General features: G+C 54.7%; 14 protein-coding genes. 6 read left to right on the top strand and 8 right to left on the bottom strand.

Features of this window, described 5'->3' with window-relative positions; translation table 11 throughout:
- The first annotated feature begins 240 nt into the window (after positions 1–240).
- The 4 genes from GKC03_07170 to GKC03_07155 are packed head-to-tail and all read left to right on the top strand — an operon-like array spanning position 241 to position 4,627.
- On the top strand, positions 241–1,740 hold the full coding sequence (locus GKC03_07170) for a 2-isopropylmalate synthase (protein NYT12310.1): 1,500 nt from the start codon (positions 241–243) through the stop codon (positions 1,738–1,740).
- 27 nt (positions 1,741–1,767) lie between these two features.
- Complete coding sequence (locus tag GKC03_07165) at positions 1,768–3,024, top strand: 3-isopropylmalate dehydratase large subunit (GenBank protein NYT12309.1); 1,257 nt, start codon at positions 1,768–1,770, stop codon at positions 3,022–3,024.
- A gap of 8 nt (positions 3,025–3,032) precedes the next feature.
- Positions 3,033–3,527 (top strand): 3-isopropylmalate dehydratase, encoded by a 495-nt coding sequence (locus GKC03_07160; protein NYT12308.1) that lies wholly within the window; start codon positions 3,033–3,035, stop codon positions 3,525–3,527.
- A complete protein-coding gene (locus GKC03_07155) occupies positions 3,515–4,627 on the top strand; it encodes an isocitrate/isopropylmalate dehydrogenase family protein (GenBank protein NYT12307.1) in 1,113 nt (370 codons plus the stop codon). The genes GKC03_07160 and GKC03_07155 overlap by 13 nt, the downstream gene beginning before the upstream one ends.
- 76 nt (positions 4,628–4,703) lie before the next feature.
- On the opposite strand, the gene GKC03_07150 is transcribed toward GKC03_07155, so the two are convergent.
- Positions 4,704–6,539 (bottom strand): threonine--tRNA ligase, encoded by a 1,836-nt coding sequence (locus tag GKC03_07150; GenBank protein NYT12306.1) that lies wholly within the window; start codon positions 6,537–6,539, stop codon positions 4,704–4,706.
- 131 nt (positions 6,540–6,670) lie between these two features.
- On the opposite strand from GKC03_07150, the gene GKC03_07145 reads away from it, so the two are divergent.
- Positions 6,671–7,594, top strand: a complete 924-nt coding sequence (locus GKC03_07145) for an FKBP-type peptidyl-prolyl cis-trans isomerase (GenBank protein NYT12305.1) — start codon at positions 6,671–6,673, stop codon at positions 7,592–7,594.
- 15 nt (positions 7,595–7,609) lie between these two features.
- Here the strand turns inward: GKC03_07145 and GKC03_07140 are convergent, their stop codons facing one another.
- The 5 genes from GKC03_07140 to thiD form a co-directional block, all read right to left on the bottom strand.
- On the bottom strand, positions 7,610–8,392 hold the full coding sequence (locus GKC03_07140) for a radical SAM protein (protein NYT12304.1): 783 nt from the start codon (positions 8,390–8,392) through the stop codon (positions 7,610–7,612).
- A gap of 111 nt (positions 8,393–8,503) precedes the next feature.
- Complete coding sequence (locus GKC03_07135; protein NYT12303.1) at positions 8,504–9,580, bottom strand: glycosyltransferase family 4 protein; 1,077 nt, start codon at positions 9,578–9,580, stop codon at positions 8,504–8,506.
- A complete protein-coding gene (locus GKC03_07130; protein NYT12302.1) occupies positions 9,577–10,218 on the bottom strand; it encodes a hypothetical protein in 642 nt (213 codons plus the stop codon). Before GKC03_07130 ends, GKC03_07135 begins: the two co-directional genes overlap by 4 nt.
- Positions 10,215–11,378 (bottom strand): glycosyltransferase family 4 protein, encoded by a 1,164-nt coding sequence (locus GKC03_07125; GenBank protein ID NYT12301.1) that lies wholly within the window; start codon positions 11,376–11,378, stop codon positions 10,215–10,217. Before GKC03_07125 ends, GKC03_07130 begins: the two co-directional genes overlap by 4 nt.
- 16 nt (positions 11,379–11,394) lie before the next feature.
- A complete protein-coding gene (gene thiD / locus GKC03_07120; protein NYT12300.1) occupies positions 11,395–12,711 on the bottom strand; it encodes a bifunctional hydroxymethylpyrimidine kinase/phosphomethylpyrimidine kinase in 1,317 nt (438 codons plus the stop codon).
- Between the two features lie 136 nt (positions 12,712–12,847).
- Here thiD and GKC03_07115 point away from each other — a divergent pair, with 136 nt between their 5' ends.
- Positions 12,848–13,213, top strand: coding sequence for a hypothetical protein (locus GKC03_07115; protein ID NYT12299.1), 366 nt, complete (start codon positions 12,848–12,850; stop codon positions 13,211–13,213).
- A 1-nt stretch (position 13,214) separates the two neighbouring features.
- Here the strand turns inward: GKC03_07115 and argH are convergent, their stop codons facing one another.
- Together argH and GKC03_07105 are read right to left on the bottom strand one after the other, a co-directional pair.
- A complete protein-coding gene (gene argH / locus GKC03_07110) occupies positions 13,215–14,660 on the bottom strand; it encodes an argininosuccinate lyase (GenBank protein NYT12298.1) in 1,446 nt (481 codons plus the stop codon).
- Complete coding sequence (locus tag GKC03_07105; GenBank protein ID NYT12297.1) at positions 14,611–15,882, bottom strand: argininosuccinate synthase; 1,272 nt, start codon at positions 15,880–15,882, stop codon at positions 14,611–14,613. The genes argH and GKC03_07105 overlap by 50 nt, the downstream gene beginning before the upstream one ends.
- Positions 15,883–15,898 lie beyond the last annotated feature (16 nt).

Here is a 15,898-nt window from a genome sequence, read left to right as displayed (position 1 = left end):
CTCATTTTCTTTTATCCCATTAACCAATCCGAGGTATCGCGATGGTTTCAAACGGCCTGCACAGGACATTGATTTTGCGCCTGCTCTAGCCTCATCGCTTTAATTTGGATTGGTAGAGGTGATTTTTTGAAAGACCTACAGACCAATAGTGGGAAGACTGAACGGTCGGGCGTGCCCCGGGAGATCGATCGGAGGAGAATATTCACCAGTGATTTCAACTCCGAGATCTTGCTAGACACCATGCCCGAGAGTGTCATGATATTTGACACCACCCTGAGGGACGGTGAGCAGACGCCAGGCATTGCCCTCTCGCTTGACGAGAAGGTGATGATAGCGGGTGCTCTCAACGACTTGGGCGTGGATGTCATCGAGGCCGGCTTCCCAAGGGCATCAGAGGGCGAGAGGGAGGCGGTGAAGAGAATCCATTCCCTCGGCCTGGAGTCCGCGGTCTGCGGTCTTGCAAGGTCCCGCAGGGAGGATGTCGACGCCGTTCTGGACTGCGGCTTGGACTATATACACACATTCATAGCGACCTCGGACACGCATCTGAAGTACAAGCTAAAGAAGTCCCGGGAGGAGGTGAAGGCTGCTGCCGTGGATGCGATAGAGTACTCCAAGGATCACGGCCTCACCGTGGAATTTTCCTGCGAGGATGCGACACGAACATCGATCGATTTCCTGAAGGAGATGCATATCGCGGTCCAGGAGGCGGGGGCGGACAAGATCAATGTACCCGATACCGTAGGAGTGATATCCCCTCCCGCCATGGAGCTTCTCATCAGGCAGCTGATGACGGTCACCAGGGTTCCCATTTCCGTACACTGTCATGACGACTTCGGGCTTGCCGTAGCGAACTCGCTCTCCGCTGTCAGGGCGGGGGCGAAACAGATCCACGTGTGCGTGAATGGCCTGGGCGAGCGCTCGGGAAATGCCGCCCTGGAAGAGGTGGCAATGGCCCTCATGGCCTTCTTCAATGTCTCAACGAATCTGGAGGCCAGCAAGATAGGCCCCGTATGCAAGACGGTATCGAGGGTGACTGGTTACCCGATTCCGAACAACAAAGCCATCGTTGGGGCGAACGCCTTCGCGCACGAGAGTGGCATCCACGTTCACGGCGTGCTGGGAGATCCCTCGACCTACGAGGCCTTCGGCCCAGAACTGGTGGGAATGGATCGAGCCATAGTGATGGGAAAGCATACGGGCGCTCATTCGGTGAATGAGAAGCTTGGCGAATACGGCATCCATCCTAACGAAATACAACTGGGAGAGATCGTCCGTAAGGTCAAGGGGCTGTCCGAGAGCGGCAAGGATGTTGACGATGCGGAGCTGGTGGCAATAGCCTATCACATTCAGGGTAAGAGGCCTGATGAATGCAAGCGCATCGATCTGAAGGAGTGCTCGGTGCTGACCGGAATGAACATCACTCCAACCGCTGTGGTGTCGATAGAGGTCGACGGCGAGATCAGGCGTGGATCCGAGATCGGGGTGGGTCCCATTGATGCTGCCCTCAAAGCCATACGCACAGTGGTGAGCGAGAAGATATCACTCAAGGAGTACAGTCTCAGTGCCATCACCGGAGGCAGCGACTCGTTATGCGAGGTTATCATAAAGGTTCAGTACAACGGTGACCACGCGATCATGTCCGTAGGAAAGGCAGTTGGTTCGGACATTGTGCAGACGAGTGTTGACGCAGCCGTGGAGGCTATCGACCGCCTCTACTCGGTAAAAGATATGAAATAGGCTGTCATAAGGTAACGGGGAATGACGATGGACCGAGGAAAGACAGTTGCTGAGAAGATACTCTCCACCAAATCCGGCGAGAACGCTTACGCTGGGGAAATCGTTGAGGCGGAGATCGATTACGTCATGGTCAACGATGTGACAGGGCCGATCGCTTTCAAGGAGTTCGAGACCTTGGATTGCATACCCTTCGTCGAAAAGATCGTCCTAATTCCAGATCACTTCGTACCCAACAAAGACATCTCATCAGCAGAGCAGGCGGCGGAGATGAGGCGCTTCGCTAGGAAGTACATGATCAAGAATTACTTCGAAGTAGGAAAGGGCGGGGTGTGCCACCAGGTCATGATAGACGAGGGGTTTGCCGCCCCAGGGCGCTTGATCGTGGGCGCGGATTCCCACACATGTACCTACGGGGGGCTCGGCGCCTTCTCCACGGGGATCGGAAGCAGCGAGGCGGCAGCCTGCTTTGCCGAGGGACAGCTCTGGTTCAAGGTTCCTGAATCCTTCAAGATCGAGCTTGAAGGCTCATTCTCCAGGATGGTCTCTGGAAAGGACCTCATCATCAGATTGATCACAGATATGGGTGTAGATGGGGCCACATACAAGGCCCTCGAGTTCGCTGGACATGGCGTAAGGAGTGTTCCGGTGAACGAGAGGCTGACTATCGCCAACATGGCCATCGAGGCTGGGGGAAAGGCGGGGATCTTTCCCGCGGATGAGATGACCCTGGACTATCTTGGTGACAGGATCAGGGGCGAATACCAGATGGTGTCGCCCGATGCAGGGGCGGAGTACGAGAAGGAGATGAGTTACGACCTCTCCGAGCTGGATTACATGGTGGCAATGCCCCACTCTCCCGGTAACGGCAAGCCAGTCGAGGAGATGGATGTGCCGATTGATCAGGCTTACCTTGGCTCCTGCACCAATGGCAGGATAGAGGATCTCAGGACGGCTGCGAAGCTGCTCAAAGGCAGAAAGGTGGACTCCAATGTCAGGATGATCGTGGTTCCAGCGTCCACTAGGGTCTACGAGCAGGCCATGAGAGAAGGTCTCCTTCAGATCTTCATCGACGCCGGTGCTTTTATTTCTGGACCAACATGCGGTGCGTGCCTGGGTGGATACATGGGTATTTTGGCGTCAGGAGAGAGGTGCGTGAGCTCTACCAACCGCAACTTCATTGGACGGATGGGCCACAAGGATTCTGAGGTATACCTCGCTTCCCCTTCAGTTGTGGCGGCAAGCGCCATTGCCGGCAGGATCGTCACCCCGGAGGCTATCGTATAGGTGAGATCATGGACACCATCAGAGGCAAGGTTTGGAAGTTCGGAGATCACGTGGACACCGATCAGATCATTCCCGCAGAGAGGCTGACAAGCGACAACGAGGACCACCTAGATGATTTCGCCTTCGAGAAGACGAGGCCCGGCCTGGCCAAACGGATTTCCGAGGGTGACATCATCGTCGCCGGGAGGAACTTCGGCTGTGGCTCCTCTAGGGAGCACGCTCCCAGGGCACTGCTTCAGGCGGGCATCGCCTGCGTTGTCGCGGAGAGTTTCGCAAGGATATTCTACCGAAACTCGCTGAATGTGGGTCTTCTTCCGGTGCAATGTCAAATGGAGGCCGAGGAGGGAGACATCATTTCGGTGAACACCATCAATGGCAGGATAATCAATGAGACACGAGGCGGAGAGTGGACATTCCCCCAATACCCGGATTTCGTGAGGGACCTGATAGATAAAGGGGGGCTCTTAGCCAAGATAAGGGAGGGTGGTCGATGTTCAAGGTAGCCGTTGTCCCCGGTGATGGGATAGGCAAAGAGGTCATAGCCGAGGGGCTCAAGGTCCTGAGGGTCATGGAGGAGAACGATGATCTCAAGATGGAGTTCATCGAGATGGACATCGGGGCCACTAGGTACCTTAAGACCAACGAGCTGCTCACAACCGAGGACATGGATATCCTCCGGGAACAGGATGCAATATACTTCGGAGCCATAGGGGATCCAAGGGTCAAGCCAGGAGTTCTGGAGAGGGGCGTTCTACTGGCCATGAGGACCCAGTTCGATCAATTCATCAACCACCGTCCGGTGAAGTCGTGGCATCCCTTCACCCCCCTGAAGTCCGAGGTCGACTTCGACATCGATTTCCTCCGGGAGAACACGGAGGATGTGTACATGGGTGCAGGCGGGACGTTCACCCCAGAATCTAAGAGTGATTCCATACACATCGAGAGGGAGCTGTACACTCTGGACATAGACATGGAGGCCCGCTTCACAGGCGACAACGACTTCGCCTTCGAGGTCGGTCTTCTCTCCAGAAAGGGCGTGGAGAGGTTCGCGGAATTCGTGATGAACTTCGCATTGAAAAGAGGTGAGATAAAGGTAACTGCCGTAGACAAGGCCAACGTCTGCAGGCAGCTCTACGGCCTCTGGAGGGAGGTGTTCATCCAGAAGGCCGAAGAACACGGCGTTGATGTCGAGTTCATGTTCGTGGACGCCATGGCAATGGCCCTGGTGCGGAGACCACAGGACTTCGGCGTGGTCGCCACGCCCAACATGTTCGGCGACATTCTCACAGACCTTGGGGCAGAGGTGCAGGGTGGGATCGGTCTCGCGGCCAGCGGCAACATCACTCCCTTCGGTGTTTCAATGTTCGAACCCGTTCACGGTTCCGCTCCTGACATCGTGGGTCAGGGAAAGGCCAATCCCTTCGGTGCGCTACTGGCGGCGAAGATGATGCTCGATCACCTCGGCAAGAAGGAGCTCGGATCGAGGATAGAATCAGGCGTAAGGCATGGCATCGACAGGGGTATGCTCACCCCCGATCTTGGTGGGAAAGCGACGACATCACAGGTGGGTGACGCAGTGGTCGACTTCATTCTCAGGACGTGAGTCCAAAACATTCCTCAATGTACTGTGTCGATTGATTATGGAGATTGTAAAAGGGTGAAGAGGACTGTTTTTCCTCCTAGAAACCGACTCTCTTGCTAATCTCCTTAGGATGATAGAGCTGCCTGAAGGGTTTGCCCTTCGTCTCGTCGCCGATACGGGCGATCAGCTGGTCGAGTGTCATGTTGAGGTTGTCATTCACCTCTCGAACGTAGACGGTGAACTCATCGGACTCGAGTTCCTTGTCGCCTATCACGATCATATACGAGACCCAGTCCTGTTTCGCCTCTCTCACCTTCTTTCCGACGGTGATGCCGCGATCATCGAATGAGACCCTTATCTTGGCTCTTTCGAGATTATCGACAATCTCTTTTGCCCGTTCCAGATGCCCCTCCGCCACGGTCAATATCCTCACCTGCTCTGGATTAACCCATACCGGAAGACAGCCGGGTTTACCCTCCCTTTCCATCAATACAGCGGTATCAAACAAGGTGTACAGATAGCGCTCGATGGTACCTATGACCGCGGAGTGAAGGATCACGGGGTACTGCTTCTTCCCCTCTTCGTCAACAAAAGTGATGTCGAAGCGCTTGGAGTTGCCCACATCTATCTGCACCGTACCGATCTCCCTTGCGCGCTTGAGATCATCAAGGATGTGGTATTCGATGTTGACCGTCCAGTAGTAGTTGATGCCCTCGGGGTAGAAGTGGAGTAGCGCGGGCTTACCGTGCTTCTTGAGGATATCCAACATCATCTCCTTGTGCTGCTGGTATGCATTCCACGAGGAGAAGTTCACGAGCATCTCGTAATCGCGACCGATGTCCTCCGCTTCCTTGTAGATACGTGCGTCCAGTATTGAGAACCACTCCTCTGACTCTGGGATGTCAGCACAGAGGACATGGAGATCTGGCATGTTTAAGCGCCTGGTTCGGAAACAGAGCATGGTCTCCCCCGATTGTTCCAGACGGTATGAATCTGCGACCTCGAACGCCCCAAATGGAATATGCTTGTAGCTGATGTTCCAATTGCGGATCATCGCGAACTGCTGGTGGCAGGCTGCATACCTCATCACGAACTTGCGCTTCTCTGTCTCCACGGTATAGAGACGGTCGCCGAAGAGGTCCGCGTGCTCTCTGACTGGCGGCTCGTCCAATGAGAACATATTTGTCCCCTTGACATTGTACATGGGGAGACCAAGGTCGAACACGATCTCCGTGGAGTAGTCGGATATCAGATCGAACATCAGTGCGCCCTTCGGGTTGAAGGCCATGTGTCCGGAATCGCTCATTGCTTCCCATTGAATCCCGAACTTTCGGCAAAGGCGGAGATATTTTGACTCGCCGGCCGCGGGAGCCTCCTTCTTGAGGGCTTCTTTCTCCATCATGACCTTGAAGCATTCCGTTCCGCCAGCGAAGTCCTCAGGAGCGTACTCATCTCCTTCTGGGGTCAGAATTAGAAAGCGCTCCTCTCCAGCTGCCTCTTCGATCAGTTCCTTGCCCAGGATCTCCCTGGAGAGCTCGCTGAGAGGGTGTCCCTTGCAGCTGATCCTGAATGCCTTGTACCAGCCGAAGGCCGCTCTCTTCACTTCCGCTCCCTTTTCAAGAAGGAACTTCTCGGCCTTGTGCATCATCTCCACCCCGGTCTTGGGGTCCGACAGATCAGGTGAAAGGTGAGCATAGGGATACAGCATGATCCTCTCCGCGCCCACCTTCTCCGCCGTCTCCATCAGGTCCTGGGCCAGCTCGCTAGCGACCTGCTCCACCTTCCCCTCGTCCTGCCTCTCGACGGTGATGAAGGCAACAAGGACCTCCTCCATCCTGCCGTCCATCTCGTCATCGGTCACTTCTTCGGCGACAGGGGTCCTTTTCTTGAGTTCATACTCCATGAAATCAGCGTGAATATAAAGCGTCCTCATCGAATCGCAAAGTAATGAGCTAGTCGATTATAAAAGCATCCCGTTTCACCCGACCCATCACCTTGACATCCAGGGGGACTCGGGGAGCGAAACTTTATATCAATCGAATCGTTTTGCTGCGTAGTAATCCCATGAACCTCAGAAATCTCAAGGGTGACATAAAGGCCGCGACAAACACGGTTCTGATCGTTCTCGTAGCCATACTCATGGTCAGCGGTAGCAGCGTGGTCATTCTTCTGTACGACTCTGGTCAAAGGGCGGAATCGCCTGATGTGGATTACGCCAGGTGGGGAGACCTCGTAAGCGTAGACTATATCGGTCAGCTTGAGGATGGAAGGGTCTTCGACACTTCCTTTTGGGATGTAGCTTCCAACGACGCTCTCTACCCCAAATCTTTGACATTCACGCTGAGGAACGAGTCCCAATATGTCCCGTTGGAATTCCGTATCGGGGCTGGTCAGATGATTCCTGGCTTCGAAAACGGCATCATCGGAATGTACATAAACCAGACCAAGGTCATTGAGATTCCCCCAGACGAGGCTTACGGACAGCTGAACTACAGCAAGCTGGTTGAGATCCCGTTCATCGAGACATTGAATGTATTCGAGACATTGAACTTCACCCAGTTTTACATCAAATTCCAGACAGAACCGGTGGCGGGAATGACCCTGAAGGATCCCCACTGGAAATGGGACGTGACCGTGATGAGCGTTTCCGCAGAAGCGGACAGAGTGATGGTCATGAACCAACCTAACCTGGGTGCCAAGTATCCCGTCTATGGGAAGGACCTCGGCCTATCAAAGACCGGTTGGTACGTCAAGGTCGACTACTATGATTCCTCAGCCAATGGTGGCAAGGGGGAGATCCGTGTCAGGAATCTGCTGAATGTGGATGATGCCGGCAACCTGAAGGGTCTGGACGACATTGCCAACGAGTTCATTCTGTACGAGGTGAATCCCGATACCAACACCATAGTGCTCAACTTCAACGGTGAGCTGGTGGGTCAGACCCTATTCTTCACGGTCACGCTGAAGGAGATAATTCCCACGACATGAGCAGACCTCAACTCTTCACTTCTCGAATAATGCACGATTCCTTTCCCGGTAATTCTCCATTCCTCTTCTTTCCATTCTTCCATCAGGAAAAACCGTTATCCAGTGAGTTGTCGGCCCCCCCTCGCTCTCGCGAAGGCAACTCCTGCTACGTACTGAACCTTCAAGGTGCCTCTCTGCAGCTATCACCGCTGCTTTCATCTCCTCTTCGTTGGGCTCTCTGGACATCGGCTCTGGACTGAGGTCCGCTCTGAACGGATTTATGCGATACTCCAATTCTTTTGGATCGCATTGGGACAAGAAATGGGCCAAGGCCTCGATCTCTTCAGCATCCACCACATCCGGGATGAGGAGGGTGTTTACCGTGATCTTCATCCTCCCGCAGGCGTACTTGATGTTGTTCAACACCGTCTGATTCGTGTGGCCAGTGTACCATCTGTGAAGGGAATCGTCCCACGCCTTAAGGTCACAAACGAGTTCGTCCAGCCCCTTATCCATCAGGCGGTCGAGGAGCTCGGGCGTCAGCAGAGATGCGTTGGTCTGTACCAAGATCCTGGGCGTGATCTCTCCCAGGGAAGATACCAGCGACTCTAGGAAATCGCCATTCAGGGCCGGCTCCCCCCCGGTGATCATGATCTCCTCCAGTGAGGTTTGCCCATAGTACTCCGTGCTTGCCTTCTTCAGGAGAGCCACCAGCTCCGATGGCGACATCAGTGTTCCGAATGCTCTCCTGGCTATGGCGAAGCATCCTCTGCAGTTGAAGTTGCACCCAGGTAAGGTGATCCAGGCTCTCGGCCTCAACTCGGAAAGCGTGGCGTAGGCAACAAGTCTCCTGGGTTCCAGTCAATCACATCCATGCACTCAATCGTGCCTTCACGATAGAAACGTTTCTATTTAGGTGGGCAGAGCTTACTAAGATCGGTCCGAAACCACATCATTGTAGATTCTTTCCATCTCTTCCGCGGCTCTTTTCCAGGTGTAGCTTCTTACCCTTTCGCGGGCTCGGAGGCCTAGCTCTCTTCTCCTGTTATCATCAGAGATGAGTCCATTGATCGCTATGGAAAGTGCCTTAGGTTCCCTGGATGGTACTAAAACCCCAGCGTCTCCAACGACCTCGGGAAGTCCTCCCACGTCCGTCGTGATGACGGCCTTGCCATATGACATGGCCTCGGCCGCGGCAATGCCGTACGATTCCCATACCGATGGGAAGACGAACAGTCTGCACTCCGATAGCAGGCGGTGCTTCTCCTCCTCGCTCACCCTTCCCAGGATCTTGACCCTATCCTCTAGGCCGTTTGACTGGACCATCTTTCTCAGATGCTTATCTTCAGGGCCACCACCTGCGATCACGAGGGGCACGCTTACCGATTCCATGGCCTTCAACAGATAGTCAAGGCCCTTGGTCCTCACCAGCCTTCCCAGGAATAGGATGAAGTCCCCCTCTTGCCCGTCGAGCTGGGATGGGGGATCCACACCATTGGGAACTGCTTCCAGCAAATCGGGGGAAAATCCTCTCTTCTCCAAATCACTTCTTACGAACTCGCTGACGCAGACCACCCTATCAAAACTATTAATGAAACCAGTATGGGCGATATCGTTCAAGGTGCTGAACATCCCGATCAATCCCTCTCCCTCGCCGAAGGTGTTGTGGAATGTGAACACCCTCTTTCCCATGTAACGCTTCATGGCTTTTCGGTAAGAGCCCGACCAGCGGTAGTGGAAATCCACAACGTCAGGTTCCAGATCATTCAGCTTGGCGAGCAGACCTTTTGTAACGATATGAGGGGGATTGTAATTGGTGTACAGCTTGGAAGGAAGTCTCAACACCCTGTATCCGCCCATCTCCTCCTCCTCAGCGGTCCCTGGAAGCTGACCCGTAAGGACGATCACCTCATGTTCCTTGGCCAGTATTGAGGAGATGTGGTGGATGCGGTGCTCGATACCCCCCATGAACGGGTAATGGAAAGGGTTGAGCTGCACTATCCTCATGCCTCCTCCTCCGACGGGTCGGCGTCCGGAAGAGGGCAAACCCCCTCGGGTAGCTTCTCCTTTTTCATCATGCTCCTGCGGTACACGGAGACGATGAGGCTCAGGACCAGGATGATCAGGACCATGATTATTGTGATCATCCCAGCGGTCCCCTCTGAGAAGTAAACGAAGAACAGGTTGCTCAAGGCCAGTATCGCACCGTACTTGATCACACCGCTGGCAAGCGTGTATATGACCGCCTTGCGATAGGACCAGCCGCATATGGCCACGAAAGCTCCCATGAAGGGAAGTACCGGGGCGAAGCGGTTGACGATGATCATCCTCTCGTCCCTCACGATGAGGAAATCTCTGTACTTAATGACCGCCGCTTCTATCTTTCTCGGGACCTTAACGCTCTTGACAAGGGTGTAAAGCGTGGTCAGACCCAGGAATTCTGCCCCGGCGATGGTGAACAGTATCAGTCCGGCGAACCAGGGTTCAGGAATGGCCATGAAAATGATCACGGTGAAGAGCTCCGGTAGCGTTGGGATGAGGATGGCATCTATGTAGAACAGGAGGAATATACATAGGAGCAGACCTGGCACTCCCATCACGCTGAAGAAATCGTAGATGATGTTTCCCAGGTCGAATTCGATCATATTGCTCTCCTCTTAGGTTCCCCGCTCCTCTCCCTCTTCTGTTCTATAGCGTACTCGTAGACCTTTACCAACCTCTCAGCCATCTCATCAATGGAATATCTTTCCGCGGTTCCCCTCGCATTCATCTTGATCGAATCAGGCGCGTTCAAGGCCTTTTCCAGCGTGCTCGAGCAGCTCTCTACCGACTCCTCAAAGAGGAAACCATCAACACCTTCGTTCACTATCTCCGCGGTAGCCCGATAGTCGATGCACGCCACAGCCTTGCCACTGGCCATTGCCTCCAGCACCACGAGTCCCTGGGTCTCGAACTTGGAGGCGAGGGCGAATACGTCACAGACCGCATAATACATGGGAAGCTCTTCATCCGCAACGAAACCAGGGAAGATTACCTCATCTCCGATTCCCATGGACTTCGCGACCTCCATATAATGATCTCTGGCGGGGCCTGAGCCCACTATCATGAGCCTCAGGGTCCGGTCCTTCTCCAGCAGGAGTTTGAAGCTTTCCAGCACTAGGTCCAGGTTCTTCTCCCAGGCGATCCTTCCTAGGTGGAGGATGACCTTTCCTTCTAGGCCGTATCTCTCTCTGATGGCGGATCCGTCAACATCCGGCCGGAACCGACTGCAATCGACCCCGGTGGGTATTACCTCTCCCTTTCTAATATCGGGCGCGTAGGCCATCAGCTCATCCAGGATGGCCTGGGTAGGTGCGATCACAGCCTCTGAGCGCTGGAGCAGGCTGCGCAGGTAGCGCCAGAACAGCACGTCCATGACCTCCCTTGGAAGCGGTAGCCATGAGTAGTACTCCACCGCCTCTGTTATCATGGTGTGGAAGGAGGTCACCACAGGAAGTCTTAGCGAACGGCCAGCGAACATGCCGCGGAGTGCCATGAGCAGAAGGCCTTGATTATGAATGACGTCCACGTCCAGCCCCTCTAGGATCTGGCACTTGTTGGTGGGGAACATGGGGACCCGGTAGCCCTGGTAGCTCCTGTAGGCCACGGAGCGGAAGTATTGGGTCCCCTCCTCCCTGTCATCACTATTGCCAGGATCTGGAGCGAACACGATCACCTCGTGCCCCATCTCCTCCAGCTTCTGTTTGGTGAGCAGGATGGAATTGACCACACCGTCCCTAGAGGGCAGATAGCTGTCCGTGAACATCGCGATTCTCAACTGATCACCGTGAATCGAGTATTATCCTCACTTTGTCTAGGACCGCCTCGGGATCCTGACCCAGTATCCTTATCATGGGCTCCTTGCCTACGCCTCCTCTGTCGTATACTGCATCAGGGACCTGACCCAGCTCCATGATGGCCTTCTCAGTTCCCCATTCCATGGTCCTCCTCTCTCTTGGCTCGTCTGAGCGTGAGAAGCTTCCCACCGTCAATCCCGATGCCATGAGGTTCTCCAGATTCCTCTCGCTGAAGCGCAGGTTAAGGGCTGACCTCATCCTCCGATCGAACTGCATGGCGGTCAGGGCTATGGTGGCTACATGCCGCGATGCTCCGAAATCAAAGCAGGCCGCGTGAACAAGCCTTCCCCTGACGGAGGAGATCCTTCCCTCAACCCCGCAGATGTCCTCTGGAGACAGAGCGCTAGGAAGTGCGAAGACGAAATTCATGCCGACCTCAGGAACCCACGAAGCAGGCAGGATCGATTCCAGGATTTCGACCGCCCGTCTCAATCGGGTCATGATCTCGTACTTTTCTGCTGCTTCCTCAAAGGGCGCAAGGGGATCAACCAATGTTACACCCTTCCCCACTCCGTAGCTGGATACGAATGCCTTCCATATGCATCCCTTGGCCTTCTCCACGGCCTCAGGGGGGTCCATTCCCTTTGCCATGAAGCCCGTTATATAGGCGGAGAGCGTGCAGCCTCCGCCGTGGCCTGCTGACTCGACTCTTGGAGACGAGTAAGTGTAGAAGTGATCCTCAAAGAGCATGACATCCTCTGCCTTTTCGGATGATAAGTGTCCACCCTTGATCAGAACAGCCTCGGCGCCCATCTCCCGCAGCGAATCGCATGCCCTCTCGACATCCCTGTAGTTCGATATGGGGAAACCGACCAACTCCTGGGCCTCTGGGAGGTTAGGCGTAACTAGGGTGGCTCTTGGTATGACCTCTCTCCTCAGCGTCTCCACTAGATCTCTGGAATGGAGCGAGTCGCCCACCCCTGCAACGAGAACGGGATCGACGACCAAAGGAAAATCCTCTTCATTCAGCCTTCGCACCACCGTGCTGGCGATGTCAGTGGAGTAAAGCATTCCGGTCTTGGCCGCTGCTATCTCAGCATCCCCAAGAACGGCCTCCATCTGGGACTCGATGACATCCAGAGCCATGGGTCGTATATCCAGAACGCCTTGGGTGTTCTGGGAGGTCACGCAGGTGACCACAGAGGTGCCGTGCACCCATATGGCGGCAAAGGCCTTGAGATCGGCCTGCAATCCAGCGCCACCGATGGAATCAGAGCCCGCGATGGTGAGTGCGGCTATCATGGCTTGAATATTGCCTCTTATTATTAATTTACCTCGTCTGTTTTGTTCGGTCTCGAATCACTGGCCTTTGATGTCCCGTCCGGGGGTTCAACCGACTCGACAAATATTTATATAGACTTCACCATCGAACAGGTCGATGAAGGCTACCAGTGGGCATTTCGTTCTAGAAGAAAATGTGGAATACAAGGACCTTGCGGAGGTTTTCCCGGAGGTGCTAATCACCTTCCTTCAAGAGACGGGGCAAGTTCCCGAGGATGAGGATGTACTCCGAATGTTCATCTATCTGAACCAGTCAGAGCTGGAGAAGAATAGGAAGCCTGAAGGTTACAACCGCAAGGGAAGGATGCGATTGGTGTTCCCGCTGGATCGCAAGGAGTTCTACATCAGAGGGACTTCAAAGAGCAACGAAGTGGTCCGCATCGCCGAGAAGCTCAGCCGCATTCTGAAAGTGGCAAATATAAATCACGAACTGGAGTGGAACCGCCTCTATTTGAGTGAATGACCTAGCTCTGCAGCTTCTCGAACGCTTTAGCTATATCCTCACGCTTCAAACGGGCGAAATCGCCCTGTTCGTTCATAGAAACCAGGGCCTGTTCTATCTGTGACTTCACCGATGAGGGCGAGGTGCCACCGGTCGATTCTCTCCGTTCCACAGCCTTTTCGATCGCAAGCAAGTCGAAGACATCATCATCGATTAGAGGAGAATAGGAGCACAACTCGTCCAGGGAGAGATCCTCTATCCCGATATTCCTCTCGGATGCATTCTGGACCACCTGCCCCACCACTCCATGCGCTTCACGGAAGGGCATCCCCTTTCCTGCCAGGTAGTCGGCCAACTCGGTGGCATTCAGGAAACCACTCTTGGCGGCAGCCAGCATCTTCTCATTATTGAAAGTCAGCGTCTGCATCATGGGCGCCATGATCTCCAGGCTGCCGTTTAGGGTATCGGCAGTCCTGAACAGGGCTCCTTTATCCTCCTGCAGGTCGCGGTTGTATGCGAATGGGAGTCCTTTCATCATCACCATGATGGAGTTCAGATCCCCGAGGACTCCAGCACTCTTCCCCCTGATGAGCTCAGCCACGTCCGGGTTCTTCTTCTGGGGCATTATCGAGCTGCCCGTTGAGAATTCGTCATCCAATTCCACGAAGGAGAATTCGGGTGAGCTCCAGACAACCAGCTCTTCGCATAAGGACGAGAGGTGCATCATGCACAGCGAGGCGCAGAAGCAGTACTCGGCGACCAGGTCCCTGTCCGACACAGCGTCCATGGCGTTCGCGGTCGGCGAGTCGAAGCCCAGAGAACTGGCCGTCAGATGCCTGTCAATGGAGTAGGTGGTTCCGGCCAGAGCTGCCGATCCAAGGGGACAGACGTTCACCCTCCTGTACATGTCGATCAGGCGCTCGGTGTCCCTCTGGATGCGCTGGTAGTGGGCCATCATATGATATCCCAGTGTTACGGGCTGGGCGTGCTGTAAGTGGGTGAAGCCGGGCATGATCGTCTTGACGTGCTCCTCCGCAAGATCGACCATGACCTCCTGTAGGTGGACCAGGTTCTCTATGGTATCCAGCAACCTGTCCCTAAGGTACAAGCGGAGGTCTGTGGCCACTTGATCATTCCTGGAGCGGGCGGTGTGAATCCTTCCACCTGCTTCCCCAATGCGCTCAGTTAGCTCCATCTCGAGGGCCGAATGAATATCCTCGGTGGTCTCGGGGAATCCGATACCCTCGTTCTCCAGGTCGAAGAGGATTGACCTGAGACCCTTGACGATCGCCTCCTGATCCTCGATGGATATGATCCCCTGCTGCCCCAGCATCCTTGCATGGGCCAGGGAACCCATGATGTCGTGGTACGCCATCCTGGAGTCCACGGTCAGGGATGATGTGAAGAGGAGAGTGGACTCACTGGCTCCTTTCTTGAATCTCCCCGACCATAGGACCTTCTTGTTCACTGATATCCACCTTCTCCTTGTACGCCTTGGCGGCCATCCTCAGAGGCAGGCCCCAGCAATATATGAATCCCTCGGCAGAGTTATGATCGAAATGGTCCGCCTCGTCGTAGGTAGACATAGCGGTGTCGTATAATGAGTATTGGGACGATCTCGCCACAACGACAGCTGAGCCCTTGAAGAGTCTCATCTTGACCCATCCGGTGACGAATTCTTGGCTCTTGTCGACGAAGGCATCCAGGGTCTCCTTGAGAGGTGAGAACCACAGGCCGTTGTACGCGAGTTCCGCGTACTTCTGCTCGACGAACTTCTTGAATGCCATCAGATCCTTGGAGAGCACGAGGTTCTCTAGGTCTTTATGGGCGGTGACCAGGACGATGGCCGATGGAGCCTCGTATATCTCCCTGCTCTTTATGCCCACCAGGCGGTCCTCGATGTGATCTATTCTTCCCACGCCGTGCTTGCCAGCGATCTCATTGACCTTCTTTATCAGGTCGACTGGAGGAATTTTCTCCCCGTTTATGGCGATTGGTACTCCCTTCTCGAAATCAATAGTGAGGTATTCCGGCTCGTCGGGAGCGGATAACGGCGAGGTTGTCCACTCGTAGGCGTCCTCAGGTGGCTCGACCGAGGCGTCCTCGAGGATGCCACACTCGCAGCTCCTTCCCCAAAGGTTCTCGTCAATCGAATAGGGTGTGGCCTTCTTGATGGGTATTGGAATGTCATGTTCCTTCGCGTACTCGATGCCCTCCTCACGGGTGTATATCCACTGCCTCATGGGAGCGATGATCCCGATATGGGGGGCTAGAGCGTTGATGGAAACGTCGAAGCGCACCTGGTCGTTCCCCTTGGCGGTGCAGCCGTGCGCTATGTATTTGGCTCCCTCTTTCTTCGCGACGTCCGCCAGTATCTTTGCCATGAGCGGCCTTGCGATCGCTGTGGCAAGTGGATACTTGTCCTCGTACATGGCGTTGGCCTTCAGTGAGGGGAACACGTAGTCATTGACGAACTCCTCCTGCGCGTCGACGGCGTAGGCATCGACGGCGCCCACCTTCTTGGCCTTGGCCATTGTAGCGTCCATGTCGCCCGGCTGTCCCACGTAGATGGAAACCGCTATGACGTCCATGTCGTACTTCTCCTGGAGCCACCTGATGGCAATGGAGGTGTCCAATCCGCCGGAGTAGGCCAGGACGATCTTATCGCGAGTGTCATTACTGGATACCATTTAAATCGGGCCGTTT

It is taken from the genome of Methanomassiliicoccales archaeon (assembly GCA_013415695.1).
In the GTDB taxonomy this organism is placed as follows: Archaea; Thermoplasmatota; Thermoplasmata; order Methanomassiliicoccales; family JAAEEP01; genus JAAEEP01.
The sequence above is the reverse complement of the archived record's forward strand: the minus strand, read 5'-3'. Positions and strand labels throughout refer to the sequence as shown.